Source organism: Nostoc sp. CCY 9925, assembly GCF_963920935.1.
In the GTDB taxonomy this organism is placed as follows: Bacteria; Cyanobacteriota; Cyanobacteriia; order Cyanobacteriales; family Nostocaceae; genus Nostoc.
In genome coordinates this window covers 1-21,441 of the sequence record NZ_CAWUDO010000033.1, presented here as the reverse complement: position 1 = coordinate 21,441, position 21,441 = coordinate 1, and the positions used below count along the sequence as shown (strand labels likewise).

The window sequence follows — 21,441 nt, the reverse complement described above, 5'->3', positions numbered from 1 at the left end:
ACGAAAAAGCACTTGAGAGTTTTGCTCACCCAAGCGCTTCCCCGTATAACTTTGTACCAACTCACTAGTTTGATGCAACATTTGTAACCTGCAATACCTCCTTATAAAGGAGGATTGCGGGGATAACTTGTGACAAACATGTGGTGAAATGGTATCACTCCTTGCACTAACTAAGAATATCTCTTCTGCGATCGAACCAAGGTTCTGATGAGTGACACTTTATCAACTGACACTAGTTAAAAACGACTCACTGTGAAGGGTAGCTAAAAATACCAATTAATAATGTAACGAATTAATGAATATATTATAAAAACTGATAATTTATTGGCGATCGCCTCAGGTCGAGTGCAAATAAAATACCTCAACTTCTGCGGCAAATGTGACGCTCCGACTTCTGTTTGTGTCTTCTCTTCCATAGCCAATGCCCAATACAGACAATTTTTGAATACTGAATCGACGTTCTAGGTATGTGGTAAGATTGATTTCCTGGAACAGAGGTATTATCTGAGTTAAAGTCTCATATAAATACATTGCAAAGGTTAAGCTGACCCTTGATTAACTCCGACGATAGTTTGACTATAGACTTGGAAAATACACAACAAGACTGGTGACGAACTGAGTGTAATTTGTAGAGAAATATCTAGAATTTGCTACCAGACTTAGCCAACTTCCCACAATTTTGACTTTTATTTGACTTTAGGATAGACACATGAACGATAAGCTGATGCTGATGATTCCTGGTCCCACCCCGGTGCCAGAAGCTGCCTTACTTGCATTAGCCAAGCATCCGATTGGACACCGCACAAGTGAATTTAGCAACATCTTGGCAGAGGTGACGGAAAACCTCAAGTGGCTGCACCAAACTCAAAGCGATGTGCTAATGCTGAATGTTAGCGGTACGGGTGCTGTAGAAGCCGGTATCATTAATTTTCTCTCTCCAGGCGATCGCATTTTAATTGGTTCTAATGGTAAATTTGGCGAACGCTGGGTAGAAATCGGTCAAGCCTACGGTTTGAATGTAGAAGAAGTTAAGGTTGAATGGGGAAAACCCTTAGACCCAGAAGTATTTGCCCAAAAACTTCAAGCAGATACCCAAAAGGAAATCAAGGCTGTCATCATTACCCACAGCGAAACCTCGACGGGTGTGCTAAATGACCTAGAAACCATCAACCGCCATATCAAAGAACACGGTGAAGCTTTAATTATCGTAGATGCTGTAACTAGCTTGGGTGCCTTCAATCTACCCGTAGATGCTTGGGGCTTGGATGTAGTCGCCTCTGGTTCCCAAAAAGGTTATATGATTCCACCAGGATTGGGTTTTGTCTCTGTTAGCCCCAAAGCTTGGGAAGCTTACAAAACCGCAAAATTACCGAAATACTATCTGGATTTAGGCAAATATCGCAAATCCGCAGCCAAAAATACAACCCCATTTACTCCTCCTGTGAACATGATCGTAGCGCTGCACACTACGTTACGAATCATGAAAGAAGAAGGCTTAGAGTCAATATTTACTAGACACGAACGACTGAAAAATGCTACCCGCGCCGCCATCAAAGGATTGAACTTACCCCTGTTTGCAGCGGATAGTGACGCTAGTCCAGCGATTACATCTGTAGCGCCACAGGGGATTGAATCAGATAAGATTCGGTCATTTATGAAAAAGCGCTTTGATATTGCTTTAGCAGGCGGTCAAGACCATCTGAGCAATAAAATTTTCCGCATTGGTCACTTGGGTTTTGTGAGCGATCGCGATATCCTCAGTTGCATAGCATCCTTAGAAGTTACCTTAAGAGAACTTGGCTATGAAGACTTCACCCCAGGATCTGGTGTAGCAGCAGCGGCTAAAGTGTTTACAGAATAGTTACCGGGTATCGGGGATTAGGCATTGGTCTAAATAAATCACAAACGACTAATGACTAATAACAAATCAAAAGAGCGAGTAGAATCATCAGCTCGCTCTTTTGATTTGTATGCAAATGAGTAAAAACTGCTAGAGACAATTTCTCCATATATCAACCTTTGCATAAGTTAGAGTGGATATGATATGCCTCAATTCTCTTGAATAAGCTACTCATAAACTACCCTGGCTTTAATTTACATCCAGTTAATAACCAGCAAGCTAACACGATCGCCTTTCCTCCTTTTGAATTTTAAATTCCCTAATTATGCTGTCTCTAGCCAATCATAAATTTGCTCTAGCTGCTCTAGAGTAATTAAGCCATACTGCCAAAGAATCATTGGCAAAGGACCTGGGTCTTGCTCCCGATGACGAAGCGCCACCGCTAGTGAAGCTGCGGAAATTGCCAAATCTTCTTGCAAAAAATGAATAAGTCGAGAATATTTTGATGGTGACACTTGTATCTCACCTCCTTGTGCAGAGTGTATTGTCATATATGAGTTCACCATTACTTGCTAGCTAGTAGCCAATATTTGATCTGTCACTGTACCGCTATCGACCATACATCTAGACCCAGTTTTCTCGATCTACCTAAAAACAGGCTTCTCATAGAGGGTCTAGTAAATAAAAATTTTTCTACAAATCATCTGCTCGAATTTCAAGCAGTATTTTTGCTTAGTTAAATTGACTTTATCTTGTCTACTGTGTGCTTTAAGTTAATTACACATGTAGTAACAAAGATTCCATAGCCTATACTCCCCTATTGACGACTATTTACACTTACGCCTAAGGGAATATTTTTGCGACCAAACCTTAAAACTGCGATTTCAGCTTAAAGACGGTAGGATTTGACATTATTACCACAGTTTTTAAATAGTAGCCTCACAACTGACTGTTTTACCACATAAAGTGACATTTTTTACAAAAAAAACATAGATTTTGATAGCTAGAGCTTAAAAGAAAGCACTAGTACCGCAAGGCGGAATTCAAAATTCAAAATTCAAAATTCAAAATTAATGCAGCGTAAGCGTTTCGTTGATTTGGAATGGTCTGTTTATTTCCGCCGACCTCTACTAGAGCCTCAAAACTCAATTTTGATAATATCGCCGACTTTTAAATTTAATTCCGTAGCTCGTCCAGACCGAAGTTCAATTACCTTGTCGATTAGTGTATTCGGGCCATAGGTGGGGCAAGGCTCACTAGCACAAGGGGGGGCAGCAGTTTGTATATATTTAACCACACCATTCTGTATAAATACCATATCCAAGGACACGGGTACATTCTTCATCCAGAAGCTGACTGGCTGTGCTGAAGGGAAGGGAAAGAGCATTCCTCGGTCATCTGGCAAAGCTGGTCGATACATCAAGCCCATCGCTTGCTGTTGTGCCGTCTTTGCTACTTCTAGCTGAATAGTTGTGCCATTGGGAACAATGGCTTTAGCAGAAATTGGTAGTTTTTGACCTAAACTCTCTGGTGCTGGAGTTGGAGAACCAGATGTGGGAGTAGAAGGTATAGCTGTTGTTGGGGCAGAACAACCCATCAGCAAAATACCTAGCAATATCGAGAGCAAGCTTAGCCAACGAGTCATATAGTTTTTTGATTCTGTAATTTAGATTTCAATTTTACAGAATTTATCCGATTTTGGATTTTAATAGGGCATATTTTAGAGAATTTTGATGAAACATCTCTACAGACTCATCAATCAAGCACTAATAAAAGTCAGTACTACGATTCTCTTAAAACGTAGCCGACGCCTCGTACCGTCTGTATGAGGCGCTTTTGACCTTCATCTTCGATTTTTAGACGCAAGTAGCGAATGTACACTTCAATTACATTTGATTCACCCAAAAAGTCGTAGCCCCAAACATTTTCTAGAATTTGTTCGCGAGTTAACACTTCACGGGGATGTTCCATTAAGAATTTTAAGAGTTCAAATTCTTTCATTGTCAAGTCAATTGCCCGTCCGTTGTGTATGGCACGGCGAGTTGCTATGTCTAAAATTAGATCCCCAAAGCGTAATTGCTCCGTGGTATCGACATCGGGTTTTAAGTAGAGGCGAATTAACTTTAAAAAGTCTTCTGAGCGGTAAGGCTTGAGGATGTAATCATCAGCTCCAGCTTCTAGGCAAGCTACACGATCATCAACTGTATCCCTTGCCATTAAAATCAACACAGGCGATCGCATACCAATGCTTCTCAGATTTTTGCACAATGAGAGTCCTGATTCTCCTGCTAGCATCCGGTCTAAAACAATTAAAGCAGGCTGGCGATCGCGACAGTGTTGCAACCCACTAGTTGCATCATGAGCCAAAATTGATTCATAGCCAGCTTCTAGCAAATCGCAAGCCAGCTGATTTGCTAGGTTGTCATCGGTTTCAATCACCAAAACACACGGACTTTGAGCAACTGTCATAAGAATTTACGATATGGGCATGGGGTATGGAGCAGAGGGCAGAGGGGCGGAGGGGCAAAGGGGCGGAGGGGAAATTGCGCTAAGTCTTTCCCTGGAACCCTGAAACCTTTGCACCTTGACTCTTTCCATGCCCCATGACGCCACTTGCTTTAAGTCGGCAGAGCCGCCCAACGCAGTGGCTCCCCAATGCCCTATGCCCTATGTCCCATGATTATGGTAATTCTACAGAAGTTGGTTTGGCGATATGTGGTAAACCCCAACCTAATTTTTCTCGTAAAATTCGGAAAAACTCTGGCGGTTGCAGGCGAATAAATCGGACACTATATTGCGATCGCTCTATATGTACTCGATCCTCTGGTAGTACGTAGCACCCCCCGTTCCCATCCACCACCATCACCAGGCGAGGAATATTGACTGGGTAGATATTAACCGGTTCTGTGTCTGGAAATACTAGTGCTCTAGAAGCTAGGGAATGTGGGCAAATGGGCACTAGCTGTAGAGCAGGTACGCCAGGAGTCACAACTGGTCCGCCAGCACTTAATGAGTAAGCGGTGGAACCAGTTGGTGTAGAAACAATCACACCATCAGCTGCAATATCTACTGGTGCATGATGTCCAATGGCAATTTCAAAATGGCACATAGAGGTCAAAGGTTCCCGATGCAGCACCATTTCATTCAAGCAGAGAGCTTCCCACAATACTGAATCTGAGCGAAACACTTTGACGGTGAGCATGGCTCGTTCTTCAATTTCATACTCACCTGCAATCAACTGCTCTAGTGCTTGGGGTAATTGATTGAGGAAAGTTTCCGTCAAAAATCCCATATGACCGGTATTCACTGTTAACAGTGGGATACCACAGGGTGCTACCTGGCGAGATGCTGCTAGAACAGTGCCATCTCCTCCTAACACCACCGCAAATTTCATATCTGAGTCAAAACCAGGCGGGGTCAGACCGTCTAAGGGGGTGTGGCACACAGGACTCTCAGGGTTAGAGTAGCCCAATATGCCACCGATACTCGATGTGACACACACATTCCAACCGGCAGCGGTTAGCTTTTCCTCTAACTCGATAGCGACACGACCCGCTATCGGTTTAACGTCGTTGTAGATAATGCCTGCTTTCGGCACACTCAAATATCCAAGTTTAGGCAATGCTCTGTATTATGTAATCGTTACACATTTTTGACCATGTAGTCATTAATTTAGCTAAATCCGGGAAAAGCCTGCGCTCACAGCTTGCGCTACAGCGCAGGGTAGCTGACAGTCAAATGTCTATATTCCGGAGTTTAATAGCTATTGGCTATTAGCTTTTGAAGATTGTTTAAAAGGAGTTTTTTTAGATTTCTGCTTTTTAGTCTTATTTTTTTCGTAGTCTAACTCTTTAAGCTTCTTCATAATTCGGCTGAAGTATTCTTGGAGATAACTTTCTAGAGTTGTGGTTTGTTCTCGCTCTAAGCCAAATACTCTGTATACTTCATCCATTGAAGCATTTAGCTGTTTACCACTAGCCAATACTTCTGTAAACGCCAACCTGTCTGCAACGTTCCATCCCCACTGAAAGAAGCGCATGAAGCCGCGCACAGCACGCAGTAAATTTATTGGCATCCGTGTTACTCTGGCTTCTTTTCCAGATAAGCGTTCGCACAGGTTAATGATTTCTTCTGCGCTCCATGCACGAGTACCTACTACGGGAAAAGCTTGGTTTTCTGTTTCCGGCACACTCAATGCGCGGATAGCAAATTTGGCAACATCCTGGGTGTCCATGTAGGCGATGGGAGAAGATTCACCAGTCACCCAAACTGGCTGTCCTTCCAAAATGGGAATCCCGTATTGACCGATTAACCCTTGCATAAAGCCAGCTAGCCGCAAGATGGTGTAATTCAAGCCAGACTCAGCCAAGAAGAGTTCTGTACACCGCTTAATTTCCATTAGCGGCACTTCTGGGTATTTATCGGCATCTAAAATCGAAAAGAAGATAAAACGCTCTACACCAGCTGCCTTTGCAGCTTGAATCAATGCTACTTTCCCGTCCCAGTCTACTTGTTTGATACTTTGTGAATCTGTAGGGCGAGATGTTGAGGCATCAATGACTTGGGTTACCCCTTCTAATGCTTCTGCCAGGGTATCTGGATAACGCAAACTTCCCGATACAAGTTCTGCACCCCATTCTTTAAGAAAAGCTGCTTTTTTAGTGCTGCGGACTAGACAGCGTACTTTATATCCCTCATCGATAGCACGACGAGCCACTTGTCTTCCTAAGGTGCCAGTGGCACCGACGATTAATAATGTCATGAGGGTTGTAATATATCTTAATGTTTTATGAAAAGAATGTTATCAGAATAACCTATGCAAACAAAAGTTTACATTTTTTTCAGAAAATTAATTTAAGTGGAGAGGCTCATGAGAAAATTGCTGTCCGCTTATGGGACAAGCTTTTTTCTCGGTTAGCGGTGAAAAAGGGAGTGGGGAGTGGGTGAGATGAGGGGGATGGAGGGATGGGGGAGATGGGAAGAATTCTTATAACTCCTAACTTTTAACTCAGCACTAGCTACGGGCTAAACGCCCCGCTACCGCTAGCTAACAGCACTCAATTATTCTTCTCCGCCTTGAATTTTCAGTAATAACGCACCTAAGCCCCAGCCGACAAAGATTAAACCGAAGGACAATAGAGCTGCATTCAAAATTTCAGCGCCCATTCGTGTGATTCTCCTTATGGAAATTGATTTGTTGAAAGTAGGTCTGCCAGAAGCTGTTTAATAGTTGCTGTGGGATTAGACCTGTGTAAATAATTTTAAACTAGTTTAGCAGCTAATCCCTACTGGTTTTGGAGGCAATCTCTACTAAGGAGGGGAGATGAGAGGGGTGAGGAAGATGAGGAAGAATTTAATATTAATTATGAAGAAATTTTATGTATCAAAATAATCAAGGGAATTTAGAAAATTTTGGCAAACAGAATCGTCCGCGTTTGGCGCTGACAGTCGGAGATCCAGCGGGAATTGGGCCGGAGGTAATTTTGAAAGCTTTAGCAGATCCGGCAATTAGTAAAAAATATGACGTTACTGTGGTGGGTAACCAAGATTTGCTGGCACAGACTTATGAAAAACTGAATTTAACTCAAAATTTAGTACCTTTGGTAAATCCAGAGCTATTGTCAGTAATTGATGTGCAGTTAAAGGAGGAAATTAAAGGTGAAATTATTCCAGGAATAGGTAATGCAGCTAGTGGTGCGGCTAGTTTTGCTTATATGGAATATGCGATCGCCCAAACACTTGCTGGTAAATTTGATGGTATCGTCACCGGGCCGATCGCTAAATCTGCTTGGAAAGCCGCAGGGTATAATTACCCAGGACAAACGGAACTGCTGGCAGAAAAGTCTGGTGTGAAGCGCTTTGGTATGTTATTTGTAGCGCGATCGCCCCATACTAATTGGACACTCCGAGCTTTACTGGCTACCACACATATTCCTCTATGTCAAGTTCCTGATATATTGACACCGCAGTTGTTGACAGAAAAACTGGATTTGTTGGTGGAGTGTTTAAAGCAAGACTTTGGGATAGAAAAAGCGAGAATTGCGATCGCAGGTTTAAATCCCCACAGTGGCGAACAGGGACAATTGGGACGTGAAGAACAAGATTGGTTAATTCCCTGGTTGGAGGAAGAACGGCAAAATAGACCGCAATTGCAATTAGACGGGCCGATACCGCCAGATACAATGTGGGTTAAGCCCGGTCAAGCTTGGTACGGAAATTCTCACCTTTCAAATCCTGCTGATGCGTACTTGGCACTTTACCACGACCAAGGCTTAATTCCCGTGAAATTGATGGCGTTCGATCGCGCAGTTAATACTTCTATTGGTCTTCCTTTTGTGCGGACTTCACCAGATCATGGAACAGCGTTTGATATTGCGGGTAAGGGAATTGCTGATGCTACAAGTATGAAAGCGGCGATAGATTTAGCGGCTGAGTTGGTTAGTCAAAGGATGGCGACGGGTCGTCGTTAAAACCTATTTGTTGCAATATTTACTAGGAGTAATGCTTAGTTGAATTTTGAAATTATCGGAGACATCACCAATATTGAAATAATTGCTGTTGGTAACTCCATTCGTGAACTTGAACGCTTGCGTAAAACTTATGGTTCAGGACGGTGGCGAAAACTTAAAGGCTTTGCAACCATTAGCTTAGACGACGGAAGCATTTATGAAGCTGAGTTACACTGGTATGAAGCCCACGGAATTGGTAAGAAAGAAATCAAAATAAAACGCTTTCTATAGGAGTCGTTATGCAGTCAGCGAACACAGAAACTCAATATGTTGTTTGCATTAGCAACAAAGATTATGCTGCTTCTTTAGAAATTCGGAAAATTTACCAGACTGTTCCTGATTCCGATGCTGTTAAGCACCGAATGATTAGAGTTATTGATGAATCAGGTGAAGACTATTTATACCCTAGCAATTATTTCGTATTGATTGAATTACCAAAAGCGGTTGCAGAAGCTTTTTCCCTGGCTAGTTAAAATTGATGTTGTTTGAGCAAGGAAAAATTGAATTTTCTTGTCTGAGTAAATTCCTGGATGCATTGGGATTACAGCTAGCGGTAACAGTAAGTCAACATCAGATAATTTCTGAACGATAGTTTAAATAACTCAATCTTAAACATAACAATTTATTTTCACATTTTATAATTTGTCCATCGAAGTTATTTCATAATTTCAAGTCAAGGCAATTTATAAATACCAGTCATCTATTTTTCGGGTGACTGGTATTTTTTGTGCTTTTTGTTAGAGGAAGGACAGGCTAACGCCTAAAAATTAGGAACTATGCATTTATCTACTTGCTTAGTTGAATAACTTCTTTCTTTAATCTCTCCAGGTGAAAACGAATAAAGAGTTTTACTCCAATAGTTGTGGTGTCAAAACGCCTTTTTTTTCTTTTTCCCTTCGGGGTGAGGATAAGTGTAATTAGTTTAGTTTTCAGAATTAAAACTTTTAGGAGCTAATAATGAATTTAGTTGAAACTATTGGATACGTTCGTAGCGATCTTCAAAGTCTTTATGACTGGCGTAATTATCAATCTAGGATGAAATCAATGTCTTCTAGTCGGGTTGCTTATGGTCGAACTCACAAATGGTTTGGATACGAGGTAATACTAAAGCCTAACGCGGAAATTAAGAAAGGACATTGGGATGAGAGGGTTAATCGACTTGGCGATCGCATTCTTCCAGGATGGAATTGTGCCTTACTCTGCCATTATCGTCCAGGTGGTCGCATGATACGACACTGTGACCACTCTGTTTTTGAACCTCTCGTAGCATTAGTAAATATTGGACGTGCTACTTTCTGCATCGGTAATCAGGAATATCAGCTTACAGATGGTCAGGTTATCAAGTTTGATTCTGGTATTCTCCATGAACTACTTCCTGTTGTATCTGACCGCTGGTCTTTGAGCTTCCGCACGATTAAACCAGAGTATTTACGGTTCTAAATTCCTGTAATCTATTTACTGTAAGGATTACGTGAGTCTGGTCGTATCGCTGATGTCACTCTATATTAAATCTTTGTAACTTGCGCTCCCATCTAAAAAACAAACTTTCCCTGTTCACCTCATCTGTCTCTTCACTTTCATTAATGAGGTCTTGGTTTTTCTGCTCTAATTCGCGCATATAGTGTCTGAGTATACCCCCAACAGCGATCGCTCTAGTTTTGTGCAGTTGACGGGTTAACTCTAAAAACCATTCTCTATCACTTACCAAATCTGACTCTTTCACCTGATATTTGAGAATTTCTGGAATGAGTAGTGAGGGGTTATGATGTTTAGCGATCGCGCTAATATGAATAACTGGCTGGTAATCAATCCGTAAGCACTGCTGCCATAACGCTACCCATTTGGCATGAGATAAATAACCATGACTGAAATACGAAGGCGATACCATTGCCAAAATATGTAAATGCGGATGTGCCGATATTCCATTTTTAGCTTTAGTCACTTCTATGGACTTCACCCAACCTTTTGCAGGCCATACTTTTAATTCAGTCAATCGCTTAAAAGCTTTATTTATGGAATCTAAGTTTTCCCTAAGTTCTTCAATTCGGCAATTCTTCACAGTCAAGGTAACAAACAGCCAACGGTACTTGGGGTAGTCAGTAACAACCTGTGGGAGAATTTTGTAAGCCCTTGCTTTCCACATGAGCGATCGCCGCCACTGACAAACTGGACAGTGACGAACTCTACAAAATTGGGCATCTGATAGTTTTAAGTTGAGAATACCTTCCGATTCCTCTGGTACTAATTGAAACTCCAGCAACTCGGAACATGTTCTCACTCGGCGAGCATACTGCTGAAAGCAATGTTCATCTGCTTTGGCGTAATACTGGAAGACTTTATCAGCATTGGCTCGGTGCTTGTCCCAAGTTTTACCTATAGGCGCAACATTACTTAAGCTAAGTACATTTTGACTAGGTTGGGACTTATCTTGAGAGAATATATTAAAAGTTATAAGCTTACTGTCTGAGGCTTTCGCGGACACAAAATCACGGAGTCAGTTTGGTATTAACGTCCAAAATTAACCCAATTTATACATTGCAGCCTCAGGAAAAATATTTAGTTATTCATCTGTCACGCTCAGGTTTTGAGCGATTACGACGACTCTAGGTAAAACGTTTAGGCTCTAGGATTAAATCTACAGCAGCACTTAAGTTTTTAACGATTAAGTCGGGATGGTAAAGTTCTAATTGAGTGCGATCGCGGATACCACATTCCACAGCCATCACTTTAACACCGTGTTTTTTTGCAGCGGTGATGTCGGCTTCTGTATCTCCCACCATCCAGGTATCAGCGGCGGCTGGTAGTTCTTCTATTGCTCTGGCCATCAACAAGGGTTTATCTTCGATGTCACGAGTTTTAACGTAGTCGTTACTCAGGCAATAACAACGGTTTTCTGGAAAAAATCTGCCTAAATCGTGCTTTTGGAAGGCATAATCTAGTTCCCGGACTCGGCGCATAGTCATAACTGCTAAATCAACTCCGGCTTGTTGAATCTTTAACAGTGCATCCACGGCGCCCGGTGCAAGGGTGTCATACTCGAAGTAAGGTTGTGTATGTACTGTTTGTCGCCGCAATTGAGCGAATTCTTGTGCTTGGGCTTCGTCTAAGCCAGAATTTAAGGCGATTTGTTTTTCGGGAATACGCTTACGCTTTGACTCCCAAAACTCTGCTTTGGGAAGTTCTTGCACTGGTTGGTCTGGGCGACGGGTTTTTTCTAGGCAAAATTGATAAACTCGGTAGTAGCGTTCGGAAACATCGATAATTGGGCCGTCGAAGTCAGTAATTAGTCTTAGCATCGCCACAAAATGTTAATTTTTATTAAAATTATCGCAGTTGTGTGGCTATTTTGCGATCGCAAATTTGCACTGTTGAATTTAACTAAGTGTTTTTTGTAAAGACTTTTTCAGAAAGTATCGACGATGACCTGGAGGAAAATCTTCCAACTCTCCAAACACTTCATAACCCAAGTGCTGATAAAATCCAGGAGCTTGGAAGCTGTAAGTAAAAACATACGCGTTGAAGCAGCCACGATTAACAGCCTCTTGTTCTGCGGCCAAAAGAAGTGCTTTTCCATATCCATCACCTCTTAACTCTTGTGCAACCCAGAGAGTAGCAATATGGAACCATCCCAAGCCGATAAAACCCTCCAAGCCGCCCACTACATTTTTCTGAGAATCACGAAGCAGTAAAAACAACGGCGTATATTGATAATCGCCAATCTTGTCTACATTGAATTCGTGAAGTTGCTTGTCTGTAAATTCAACTTCTTTAGAGTCTGGCTGACTTTCAATTGATATTTTATACTCAAGCATTTGAATCTTTATTTAATACTCTGAATAAGTGCGAAGAATTATAAAACCAATCTGGTTAATTAGTGTTGTCTTTGCACCCCTGATGCTTCCTTGTTTTTAGCGGCGATTTTTAAGCATCTTTAACTATAGTGACAGTTTGAAAAAATACAACTAAGATGTAAGCGGTCATATCTTCGGCTGTATCAGCTAACTGGTATTGACTAAATACATAGATAACGAATGAGTAGTTGGCTAGCATCTGTCAAAGTTGAAGACTGTTTTGGTATCTTCACACAGTAGCAATCTACGGGTATTCCTCGTCCTTGTGTAATTGGTATTCGCCGCAAAAATTCTACTAGCAGGTTTATCTAATGTTTGGAGAACAGGAGACGTTGCACTGCAACGTCTCTATATTGATTTGGGTTTTATATATCAGGTCTACCAATGAAGAATTTGAAATATTTGGGTTGCGTTACTTTGTTTGGAATTTTAGCTTCTGCATCAACAGCGATTGCTCAAACAATACCAGAACCAGAACCGATATTTACGCCCCGCTTTGGAGTACGCTACACCACTGAGGGGGCAGGATATGAATCATTTAGCAGTTTCGAGGGGTTTTTACCTGTTTTACAAACTCCTGGCAATAGTTTGACTTTCTTACAAGGGAAAGTTTTATTAGACAATGACTCTAATTTAGCTAGCAATATATTGTTAGGACATCGATTTTTTAGCGGAAAAGATAATCGTATTATTGGTGGCTATATTTCTTATTCTACTCGCGATACAGGTAGGAGTAATTTCGATCAGTTAGGGCTAGGTTTTGAAGCTTTGGGTAGTTGGGATTTTCGTTTTAATGCTTATCTTCCTTTGAATTCTTCAGAAAATCAAATTGACCAAAGAAATCTGCCATTCTTTCAAGGTGATTCATTAATAATACAGCGATCGCGCTTTTTAGAAGTAGCGATGTCTGGTGTAGATGCAGAAGTTGGTACACGTTTAGCAAACATTGGTAGTGGCGACTTGCGGGGTTATGCGGGTGTATACTACTACTCTGGCGGTCAATCAAGGGAAGCTTTTGGTTGGAAAACGAGAATTGAAGCTCGTCCTAATGATTATTTAGGTTTGAGTCTTTCTCTACAAAATGATGACCTATTTGATACTAGGCTGATTTTTAGTATTGGTGCAAATTTCCCTGGTAGTGTTAGTAGGAGAAGCAAGCCGAAGAAAGATAGTGCTTTGGCGCGGATGGCAACAACAATAGAGAACCAAGCTACTATTTTAGTTGCTGTTGAAAATAGAACTAATTCTTTTCCTGCAACGATTGAATCAGAAAATCAAGGTTCTACAAATAATAATCCTGGAACTCCTACAAATAATCCTGATACGCCTACAAATAATAATCGCTCCATCATTATCCACGTAGCACCTGGTGGTACTGGTAATGGTACTTTTGAAGCTCCCTTTGGCACAATTGCTGATGCTGTGGCGGTAGCTAAAGCAGACAATGTGATTTATGTTCGTTCTAATTTCAACACTATTTTTCCACCATTTACTATTCCCGATGGCGTTCGAGTATTCTCGAGTGGCCCTCTACAAGTAGTTAATGTCAAAGATTTGGGAGCCGTCACCCTACCTTTATCTGGCAGTGGGATACATCCAACAATTACTGGCGCAGTTCCTACTGGAAATGGATTAATTACACTGGGGAATAATACTGTTATTTCTGGATTTAATATTCAAATTCCTGGTACTGATGATGCAAGAGGCGTTAAGGGAACTAACATTAGTAATGTGAGAATTTTAGATAATAAAATTACCAATGCTTTTAGCGAAGCTATTTATTTAGAAAATGTCATAGGTACAGTAGAAATTGCTAGAAATACTATTACTGATACCCGCAGCCCTGCAATTGACACTAGTTTAGAAAGTGGGATTTTTGTTTGGAATTACCAAGGAATTACAGATTTAACAATTACTGATAACCGCATCATCACCAACTTTGATGTTGATACTAATTACAGGGTAGATGGTATTGAAGTTAATCTCTGCCGTGATGTTGATGCAGCGTTTGTAAATAAAACTTGTGCTAGCAATGCCAGCATTACAGCTAATATCCTCAATAATCAGATTATTTATAATGGTCAAGTTAATGGTGGTTCTGGTGCCGATGGTATCGATTTGAATTTAGGTAATTTAGGTCAAGGCACATTTGTAGTTACTGGTAACACCTTGAAGAACATTGTTGACGAAGGGATTTCAATTAATGCCGTTGCCAATTCTGAAGGTAGTTTTACTATTGCCAATAACATCATTACTCATGTTGGTGATAGTAGTATTGAAGTTGAATTGCTCAAGCCAGAAGCTGCAACTCCGGCCGTCAATTTGTTTAATAATAGTATTACTAGCTTCACGATTACAGGTAATACTTTAGATACATCTGGTAATGATGGTATTGACTTTCAAGTGGCAGACAAAGCAGATGTAACTATAACTATTGCTAATAATATTATCCAAAATATTGGCAGCGGTGATAGTGGTGATCGCGCTATTCAATTACAAGCAACAGATAATGCGATCGTTCGTCCTACAATTAATAGTAATACTATCAGCAATATTTCTGGAGATGGTATACAGCTAGCTCAAGTTATTTCTCCCATAGTCACTAGCAACAACATTACTAATACAGGCGATCGAGGTATTGTATTAGAAACTGCTAGCGGCACTACAAATATTAGCGATAATACCTTAACTGATGCGAAGCAAGAAAGTATTAAGTTATCGGAAATCACAGGCACAGCAACTATTAGTCAGAACAACATCAATGGTAGCAACAATAATATTGGTATTGACTTTACAAATACCATAGGTGATGTCAACTTAATAATTGCCAATAACCAATTGACGGAAAACTTTAATGATGTCCGTGTCAGTTTAGCTGGGACAACTGGCACAGTACAAATTAACGACAATACCATCACCAATAATGGTACTGCTGTAGATTTGCAATTGTCAGATAGCACTAATTTGAGCAGTGTAACTATCAACAATAATCAAATCAATGGAGTTGATGCAGATATCACATCTAATGGTATCAACTTACAAGCTTTTAACGATGTCGTTGCCGATAATATTACTATCTCAGGTAATAGTATTAATACCATAACTAATGGAGATGGAATTAATCTTCAACTCAATGGAAATAGTAGTGCTGTATTTACAATTTCTAGTAACATAATTAGCAATATCAGAGACACGATTACTGGAGATTCCAATTTTACTGATGCTATCAATATCGAATTTTTTGATAATGTGAATTCTACAGCTAATGTTACTAGTAATAGCATCTCTGATATAGCTGGACGCGGTATTAGTACAAGTAACTTCAGTAATACAACTACTTTGGATGTGCAGATTACAGGCAATCAAATCTCAAATACTACTGCTGAAGGTATTGGATTAGATGATTTGCAAGGCAATTTAGAGGTGATAAATAACACTATTCAAAATTCCCAAGCTGTAGGGATTAAATTAACTGGTGGTGAGATAGCAAAGATTACTGATAATGCTATTACCAACGCAGGTACACAAGGTATTCAGGTAGAAAATTCTAACGGTACTATCAATATAGATAGGAATACAATTACTGATGCGAATCAAGAAAGTATTGCCTTATCTGAAGTTACAGGTACAGTTACCCTTAATCAGAATATTATTAACGGTTTGAACAACAGTTATGGTATTTTTACCCAAAATTCTACAGGCAATGTGGATTTAACAATTGAAGATAATAGTTTGTCAGAAAACTTAAATGATATTAGCGTTAGCTTTTCTGGTACGGCATCCGGTAGATTACAAATCAATAGTAATACCATTTCTAATATTGGTAGTGGTGTCGATGTTCAATTAACAGGCAGTGCTAATTTGAGCAGTATAGCTATTAATCAAAATCAAATCACTGGAGTAAACACAAGTAGTGGCTCAAATGGTATCAACTTCCAAGCTGCTGATGATGTTGTTGCTAACAATATTACTGTTGACGAAAATACTATCAACGGCGTTAACAATAAAGATGGAATGAATTTTCAAGTCAGGAATAATTCTCAGACAATCTTTACAATATCTGCAAATACAATTACCAATGTCCGAGATTTTGACCCAGGAGACTCGAATTTAACTGATGGTATTAAACTAGAATATTTTGATGATAATGTTAGTAGCAGTGCTACTATCTCTAACAATGTTCTCTCAGTAATTGATGGAAACGGTATTCATGCGACTAATAATGGCAACGATAGCACTAACTCAGTAGAGGTAACAATTACAGGAAATCAATTTAGTGATATAGACAATTTCAATATTATGATTGAAAATATTTCAGATTTTCAAATATAGCCATAACGGAGTGACACATCCTTGGGTGAAGACGCGATTCATCGCGTCTCTACAAAATGGTGTATTTATCCCATTCTTTTTTAAATTGGTATAACTTGCATAATTAGGGTAGGCAAGATGCGTGCCCCACAACAGTTATGTTTAGTTCGGTGTGCAAATTGAATATTTTTCAGCTTATCAGTATTTATTGCAAAGTACCGCGTTTGATTTGTTCGCTTTCAATGGCTTCAAATAAGGCGCGAAAGTTTCCTTCGCCAAAACCTTGAGCTTGGAAACGGCGCTCAATAAATTCAAAGAAAAATGTCGGCTTTTCAAATATTGGCTGGGTGAAAATTTGTAGTAATAAAGGCGCAGTATTTTGTCCCTCTAAAGCAGTATATTCTTGCCAGTCTACGAGAATTTCTTGTTTGGCGATCGCCTCAATTTCCCGATCTGATAATGGAAATCCTGGACGCTGTTTTAGTTGCGTGTAATAGGTTTGAGGAACTGAGAGTAACGATAAACCACTGGCACGAAATTTAGCGATCGCACTCACAAGATTTGTTGTGCGCAAAGCAATATGCTGAATTCCCGGCCCCCGGTTGAGATCTAAAAATTCTTGAATTTGGGAATTCCTGGTAGCTGGTTCGTTAATTGGCAATTGTACGTCGCCATTATGCGAAACCATCACTTGACTGTGTAAAGCAGAGCGATCGGTTTTAATTTTAAATACCTGCTGGGGTTTAAAATCAAGAATATTTTCGTACCAAGCAACAGCACGTTCTAAATCGCCAATTTCTACGTTGAGTACGATGTGATCTATGCCAGTAATTAAAGAGCACGCGGTGAAAGAATTCTCCGCCTCAGAGCGTCTTTCAGTCTCCGCGTCTCCTTCTACTTCTCTTTGTATCAACGTATGAGTCAGTCCACCCCAAGCGGCAATTTTGCTCCACTTGAGGGATGTTACGCCTAAATTCTCTTGCTGGATGGGTTGTAAAACTGTGGCACCGTGCATTTTAGCATGTGCGATCGCTGCTTCTACGTCTTCCACAGCAAAAGCGACATCGGCGACACCAGGGGGATATTGACGTAGAAACTCAGCTACTGGACTTGTGGGTAACAGTGGTGAAGACAGCAAAAAGCAGACACTACCACTTTTAACTACTTCTGTACAAGTATGAAATGAATTAATGCGATCGCCTACTGCTTGAAAACCAAGATGGTGTACAAACCAATCCCGCCATATTTTGGCGTCTTCTACATAGAAATGAACGTGATCAATTTTCATAGATACTGAAAATCCAGCATAACAGCTTATATATTTCTAAATTTTGCCTTTTTTGCTAAATTTTCAGGTCTTTCCCAAGCAAGAATTATCTAGGCGAACTACAACGTCCCCAGACCTAAAAAAACAGATGACTATCAGGTTGGATGTTAATTTCCATTGGTACAGCTTGCGGTTCGGCACAAAGGGCAAAAAAAATCGCATTGGCCGCAGTTTCAGCACTGAGCATTTTTTTCCGGTCTACTTTTAAGTTCACATTATCCCAAAAAGGAGAATCTACCCCACCAAAGTAGAATAGCGTGAACTTGACACCAAAGCGCTTGAGTTCCTCTGCCATGCACTTGCTGAAACCGACAACACCAAACTTAGAAGCAGAATAAGCCGCCGCCATCCCCATCGAATGCTTGCCGAGAATTCCTACTACATTACAGATATGACCAGACTTGCGTTTTTGCATCTCTTGGGCAGCCGCCTGAGTAGTGTAAAAGCTGCCTTTTAAGTTGACATCCAGCATTTTGTCTAAATCAGCAGGTTCCAGGCTATTGTAAGGCTTGAGTATACCAGCACCAGCAGCATTCACCAAAATATCGATTTGACCAAACTCAGCAACGGTTTTTTCGATCAAAGTGTCTACCTGTTGAGGATCGGTAATATCTGTGGGAACAGTCAAAACTTGTCCTGGTAAATCAGCAGCCAGTGTGGTTAAACGCACCGCATCTCTCGCAGCCAATACGAACCGTACTCCCGTAGGCGCAAGTTTACGTGTTAAGGCTGAACCAATACCACCAGTAGCACCGACAATAACGACAACTTTATCCTGCATTTTAATATTTACATTTCTTTACAACTTTTTACATAATACTCAATTATGGACTCAAGTTCTAGATAGATGTAGGACTTACGCAAAAGCTCTCTGAAACTCTTATTTCTTTGTCTCCTTTGGGTCCTTTGCGGTTCGTTTTTTCATGATTTTGCGTAACTCCTGAGATGTTCAGAAAGTATTTACTCAAAGAATAGCGGCATTACCTCATATTCGTTGCCACTTGGCTTTAACTTAAATACAGAGGATGATTCTAAATATTTAGTAAAATTAGAACCTAACTTTAATTTTTTGACAATTGAATTAGGAGATTTTTCAGTTATTTTCTGTATTTCTGTACCTAGCTTGGACACAGATAATTTAGTTTTGGGAGAATTTATTTGAATATCTTGAATTATTTTCAATAAAAATTGATCTAATTGTTCTCTATCAGAAAGTTGCATAAAATATTGTTGTTGTTCGTCTTTCATGGATTGTGTAGACGCATCATCTGGAAGAGAAATTATTTCTTCAACTTCTGACCTCTTTTGATGATTCTTGGTATTGATATTGCATCTTTCTTCAAATAAACTGGCAATAGCCGCTAAACTGTGTAATCGAGCATTGATTGAGTTTTGTTCATTTTTAATTAAATCTTGAATTTCCTCAACTACTTGTTCCAAGGATGGAACTTCTCTGGTCATTGTTATAGAGTAATGAGTTAAGTGACCAGTATTCCGGTTTTCTATATGCAAATTTTGTCCTTGTCTACGCACCCAATAAACAATCAATCCCTGGTTTTGGAGTTCGTTACAGAGGTGGATTAAAATTCCATCTCCAGAACAGACCAAAATTTCTTTAACTGCTGGATAAGATCGTAAGACACAAGCACCAAATCCAATCATTTTGGCATCAGCACTATCCTTCCCTCCAGGCACATGCACAAGTTGATAACCACGGTTATAAAGTTCAATATCGTGCTTACCAATACTTGGATTTCTCCAGTTGGCAAATGCTAATTTAACTTGCAAAGGATACTCACATAAACTCGCTAAAAATAATTCAGAATTAATATCTAATTTTAAGTTTTCTGCATCTAAAAGTAAAACAGAAATTCCTGTTTCTAAATCAGGTTTAATTTCCTGCTTTTGCTGGATTTTTTGGATAAAATGCTTGAAAGCATCAGATTCAAGCCAATCAGGTGATAATAAAATTTGCAGTAATTCTTCAGCTAATATAGAACTAAAAGAGCTAAGATTTTTTTCTTTGAATTTTTCTGCTGATAGTTCGTTTGCTAAAGCAAGTTCTCCAACTTCAGCCGTATTTAGTTGACTGTAGTCCTTGCTGTTAGCAATCAAGTCAGCTTCCAGCAAACGAGAAAGTGGCGGCTCAAGGAATTGTTTACCACAGTTTTTGCAGAGGTAATTCTGCTTGCTATTACGACGACCATTTTTACGATATGAAGTAGACTCGCACCGGGGACATTTCATTTTTTATTGAGGTGGTCTAAAGCAGATACTCTTCTTAAGTTTATAGTATAAAAATTATGTCAACTTAGATTAGTATTGCCCAACACAAGAAAAACTCAAAGGGCGCGGAAATTAAATTACAGTAATCCGTTTGGGATTTTTCAACTGATTTGCGTATCTAGGGAGTAAAAAATCAGCCTTTTCGAGTTCGAGTCATCTAATTCCTACTCATAGTCATCTAAATAGTCAAAATTTAAAAAAGATTTTAACTGACGCGGGCAAAAATGTAATCGCGGGTACGGGAATCAAGGGGATTAGTAAAAATTTTATTTGTAGTACCAAATTCAACCATTTGAGTAATGCGGTTTTCATTACTGTAAAAGAAAGCCGTAAAATCAGATAGGCGAGTTACTTGCTGCATATTGTGGGTAACAATCACAATTGTTAACTCTAAGCGCAAGCTCTGGATCAGATTTTCAATTTGCATACTACCAATAGGATCGAGACCTGAACAAGGTTCATCCATCAGTAGAATTTTTGGTTTAACTGCTAAAGCGCGGGCAATACATAGTCTTTGTTGTTGTCCCCCAGAGAGTTCTAAAGCAGACTTGTGCAGCTTATTTTTTAGTTCATCCCAAAGATCGGCAGCTTTAATTGCAGATTCAACAATCGCATCTAATTCTACTTTCGGATGCCATCCAACTAATTTCACGCCATAGGCAACATTATCATAAACGCTCATGGGAAAAAGATTTGGCTTGGGAAAAACCATACTAATTTGGCGACGTAATCTACTTAAATTGACACGGCGCTCATAAATATTCTGTCCAAAAAATTCTACTCTTCCTTCAACATTAACTTCTGCTTCTAATTCGTTCATGCGATTTAACGATTTAAGAAAAGTAGACTTGCCACAACCACTAGAACCAATAATTGCCGTGATTTGGTTTTGGTAAATATCCATTGACACGCCTTCAACTATCTTATGAGTCTCGTAATAGAAGCTGAAGTTTTTGACTCTGATGGCTGGAATTAGTTTACTCATATTCCCAAAACGTGTGAAACAAAACTTGACTAAGTAAGGTAGTACAAATCAGCAGTGCTGTTTCACTATGTTACTCCTAAAAGGAGAACTTCATGGAAAATACGTAAGTATATGGTAGATATATAGCAAATATACCTTTAGTAAATGTTTATATTAAATTATGTCGCAAAAATCATTGTTGAGAAATGAGGGAGGTGGGGAGATGCGGTTCGGCTCCGCTCACCGACCGGGGGATGGGGGAGTGTGGGGAGACAAGGAAACAAGGAGAATAATTAGTAACCAATGACTAATGACTAATGACTAATGACTAATGACTAATGACTAATGACTAA

General features: G+C 39.9%; 20 protein-coding genes. 6 read left to right on the top strand and 14 right to left on the bottom strand.

Annotated features, from left to right (window positions below; genetic code table 11):
- Positions 1-709 precede the first annotated feature (709 nt).
- Positions 710-1,861: a pyridoxal-phosphate-dependent aminotransferase family protein gene (locus ACM0OY_RS18060; protein ID WP_414570223.1), complete on the top strand. Its 1,152-nt coding sequence runs from the start codon at positions 710-712 to the stop codon at positions 1,859-1,861.
- A gap of 302 nt (positions 1,862-2,163) precedes the next feature.
- Here ACM0OY_RS18060 and ACM0OY_RS18055 read toward each other — a convergent pair whose 3' ends face one another.
- The 6 genes from ACM0OY_RS18055 to ACM0OY_RS18030 form a co-directional block, all read right to left on the bottom strand.
- Entirely contained in the window at positions 2,164-2,391 is a 228-nt protein-coding gene (locus ACM0OY_RS18055) for a DUF2949 domain-containing protein (protein ID WP_414570222.1), read from the bottom strand.
- A 587-nt stretch (positions 2,392-2,978) separates the two neighbouring features.
- Positions 2,979-3,485 carry a DUF192 domain-containing protein gene (locus tag ACM0OY_RS18050; RefSeq protein ID WP_414570221.1) on the bottom strand — a complete coding sequence of 169 codons (507 nt, stop codon included), beginning with the start codon at positions 3,483-3,485 and terminating at the stop codon, positions 2,979-2,981.
- Positions 3,486-3,622: 137 nt separating this feature from the next.
- A complete protein-coding gene (gene nblR, locus ACM0OY_RS18045) occupies positions 3,623-4,309 on the bottom strand; it encodes a response regulator transcription factor NblR (RefSeq protein WP_414570220.1) in 687 nt (228 codons plus the stop codon).
- Between the two features lie 211 nt (positions 4,310-4,520).
- A complete protein-coding gene (locus tag ACM0OY_RS18040) occupies positions 4,521-5,438 on the bottom strand; it encodes an NAD(+) kinase (RefSeq protein ID WP_414570219.1) in 918 nt (305 codons plus the stop codon).
- Positions 5,439-5,603: 165 nt separating this feature from the next.
- Entirely contained in the window at positions 5,604-6,602 is a 999-nt protein-coding gene (locus ACM0OY_RS18035; protein ID WP_414570218.1) for an SDR family oxidoreductase, read from the bottom strand.
- 299 nt (positions 6,603-6,901) lie between these two features.
- Positions 6,902-7,006 (bottom strand): PetM family cytochrome b6-f complex subunit 7, encoded by a 105-nt coding sequence (locus tag ACM0OY_RS18030; protein WP_096537968.1) that lies wholly within the window; start codon positions 7,004-7,006, stop codon positions 6,902-6,904.
- 212 nt (positions 7,007-7,218) lie between these two features.
- On the opposite strand from ACM0OY_RS18030, the gene pdxA reads away from it, so the two are divergent.
- The 4 genes from pdxA to ACM0OY_RS18010 all read left to right on the top strand — a co-directional run bounded on the left by pdxA (position 7,219) and on the right by ACM0OY_RS18010 (position 9,789).
- On the top strand, positions 7,219-8,310 hold the full coding sequence (gene pdxA, locus ACM0OY_RS18025) for a 4-hydroxythreonine-4-phosphate dehydrogenase PdxA (protein ID WP_414570217.1): 1,092 nt from the start codon (positions 7,219-7,221) through the stop codon (positions 8,308-8,310).
- Positions 8,311-8,349: 39 nt separating this feature from the next.
- The gene (locus ACM0OY_RS18020) at positions 8,350-8,580 is read left to right on the top strand and encodes a hypothetical protein (protein WP_094352567.1); all 231 of its coding nucleotides are present in this window, start codon (positions 8,350-8,352) and stop codon (positions 8,578-8,580) included.
- 8 nt (positions 8,581-8,588) lie between these two features.
- Entirely contained in the window at positions 8,589-8,822 is a 234-nt protein-coding gene (locus ACM0OY_RS18015; protein ID WP_414570216.1) for a hypothetical protein, read from the top strand.
- A gap of 484 nt (positions 8,823-9,306) precedes the next feature.
- Complete coding sequence (locus ACM0OY_RS18010; protein ID WP_414570215.1) at positions 9,307-9,789, top strand: hypothetical protein; 483 nt, start codon at positions 9,307-9,309, stop codon at positions 9,787-9,789.
- A gap of 55 nt (positions 9,790-9,844) precedes the next feature.
- On the opposite strand, the gene ACM0OY_RS18005 is transcribed toward ACM0OY_RS18010, so the two are convergent.
- The 4 genes from ACM0OY_RS18005 to ACM0OY_RS17990 form a co-directional block, all read right to left on the bottom strand.
- Positions 9,845-10,831, bottom strand: coding sequence for a protein rep (locus tag ACM0OY_RS18005; protein ID WP_414570214.1), 987 nt, complete (start codon positions 10,829-10,831; stop codon positions 9,845-9,847).
- 121 nt (positions 10,832-10,952) lie between these two features.
- A complete protein-coding gene (locus tag ACM0OY_RS18000) occupies positions 10,953-11,645 on the bottom strand; it encodes an HAD family hydrolase (protein WP_414570213.1) in 693 nt (230 codons plus the stop codon).
- A gap of 78 nt (positions 11,646-11,723) precedes the next feature.
- Positions 11,724-12,161: a GNAT family N-acetyltransferase gene (locus ACM0OY_RS17995; RefSeq protein ID WP_414570212.1), complete on the bottom strand. Its 438-nt coding sequence runs from the start codon at positions 12,159-12,161 to the stop codon at positions 11,724-11,726.
- Between the two features lie 109 nt (positions 12,162-12,270).
- Positions 12,271-12,399, bottom strand: coding sequence for a hypothetical protein (locus tag ACM0OY_RS17990; RefSeq protein WP_414570211.1), 129 nt, complete (start codon positions 12,397-12,399; stop codon positions 12,271-12,273).
- A gap of 185 nt (positions 12,400-12,584) precedes the next feature.
- Here ACM0OY_RS17990 and ACM0OY_RS17985 point away from each other — a divergent pair, with 185 nt between their 5' ends.
- Positions 12,585-16,532: a beta strand repeat-containing protein gene (locus ACM0OY_RS17985; RefSeq protein ID WP_414570210.1), complete on the top strand. Its 3,948-nt coding sequence runs from the start codon at positions 12,585-12,587 to the stop codon at positions 16,530-16,532.
- 184 nt (positions 16,533-16,716) lie between these two features.
- Here ACM0OY_RS17985 and hppD read toward each other — a convergent pair whose 3' ends face one another.
- From hppD to ACM0OY_RS17965, 4 genes are all read right to left on the bottom strand, one after another.
- Positions 16,717-17,799 (bottom strand): 4-hydroxyphenylpyruvate dioxygenase, encoded by a 1,083-nt coding sequence (gene hppD, locus ACM0OY_RS17980; protein WP_414570209.1) that lies wholly within the window; start codon positions 17,797-17,799, stop codon positions 16,717-16,719.
- A gap of 115 nt (positions 17,800-17,914) precedes the next feature.
- The gene (locus ACM0OY_RS17975) at positions 17,915-18,619 is read right to left on the bottom strand and encodes an SDR family oxidoreductase (protein WP_414570208.1); all 705 of its coding nucleotides are present in this window, start codon (positions 18,617-18,619) and stop codon (positions 17,915-17,917) included.
- A gap of 179 nt (positions 18,620-18,798) precedes the next feature.
- Positions 18,799-19,968: an NYN domain-containing protein gene (locus tag ACM0OY_RS17970; RefSeq protein ID WP_414570207.1), complete on the bottom strand. Its 1,170-nt coding sequence runs from the start codon at positions 19,966-19,968 to the stop codon at positions 18,799-18,801.
- Between the two features lie 361 nt (positions 19,969-20,329).
- Positions 20,330-21,109, bottom strand: coding sequence for a phosphate ABC transporter ATP-binding protein (locus ACM0OY_RS17965; RefSeq protein WP_414570206.1), 780 nt, complete (start codon positions 21,107-21,109; stop codon positions 20,330-20,332).
- Positions 21,110-21,441: the final 332 nt, after the last annotated feature.

Excerpts from the sequence above, each read along its gene's own strand:
- ACM0OY_RS18060 (WP_414570223.1), top strand. The coding sequence starts at position 710 with ATGAACGATAAGCTGATGCTGATGATTCCTGGTCCCACCCCGGTGCCA.
- ACM0OY_RS18055 (WP_414570222.1), bottom strand. The coding sequence starts at position 2,391 with ATGACAATACACTCTGCACAAGGAGGTGAGATACAAGTGTCACCATCA.
- ACM0OY_RS18050 (WP_414570221.1), bottom strand. The coding sequence starts at position 3,485 with ATGACTCGTTGGCTAAGCTTGCTCTCGATATTGCTAGGTATTTTGCTG.
- nblR (WP_414570220.1), bottom strand. The coding sequence starts at position 4,309 with ATGACAGTTGCTCAAAGTCCGTGTGTTTTGGTGATTGAAACCGATGAC.
- ACM0OY_RS18035 (WP_414570218.1), bottom strand. The coding sequence starts at position 6,602 with ATGACATTATTAATCGTCGGTGCCACTGGCACCTTAGGAAGACAAGTG.
- ACM0OY_RS18030 (WP_096537968.1), bottom strand. The coding sequence starts at position 7,006 with ATGGGCGCTGAAATTTTGAATGCAGCTCTATTGTCCTTCGGTTTAATC.
- pdxA (WP_414570217.1), top strand. The coding sequence starts at position 7,219 with ATGTATCAAAATAATCAAGGGAATTTAGAAAATTTTGGCAAACAGAAT.
- ACM0OY_RS18015 (WP_414570216.1), top strand. The coding sequence starts at position 8,589 with ATGCAGTCAGCGAACACAGAAACTCAATATGTTGTTTGCATTAGCAAC.
- ACM0OY_RS18010 (WP_414570215.1), top strand. The coding sequence starts at position 9,307 with ATGAATTTAGTTGAAACTATTGGATACGTTCGTAGCGATCTTCAAAGT.
- ACM0OY_RS18000 (WP_414570213.1), bottom strand. The coding sequence starts at position 11,645 with ATGCTAAGACTAATTACTGACTTCGACGGCCCAATTATCGATGTTTCC.
- ACM0OY_RS17995 (WP_414570212.1), bottom strand. The coding sequence starts at position 12,161 with ATGCTTGAGTATAAAATATCAATTGAAAGTCAGCCAGACTCTAAAGAA.
- ACM0OY_RS17990 (WP_414570211.1), bottom strand. The coding sequence starts at position 12,399 with ATGCTAGCCAACTACTCATTCGTTATCTATGTATTTAGTCAATACCAG.
- ACM0OY_RS17985 (WP_414570210.1), top strand. The coding sequence starts at position 12,585 with ATGAAGAATTTGAAATATTTGGGTTGCGTTACTTTGTTTGGAATTTTA.
- hppD (WP_414570209.1), bottom strand. The coding sequence starts at position 17,799 with ATGAAAATTGATCACGTTCATTTCTATGTAGAAGACGCCAAAATATGG.
- ACM0OY_RS17975 (WP_414570208.1), bottom strand. The coding sequence starts at position 18,619 with ATGCAGGATAAAGTTGTCGTTATTGTCGGTGCTACTGGTGGTATTGGT.
- ACM0OY_RS17965 (WP_414570206.1), bottom strand. The coding sequence starts at position 21,109 with ATGAGTAAACTAATTCCAGCCATCAGAGTCAAAAACTTCAGCTTCTAT.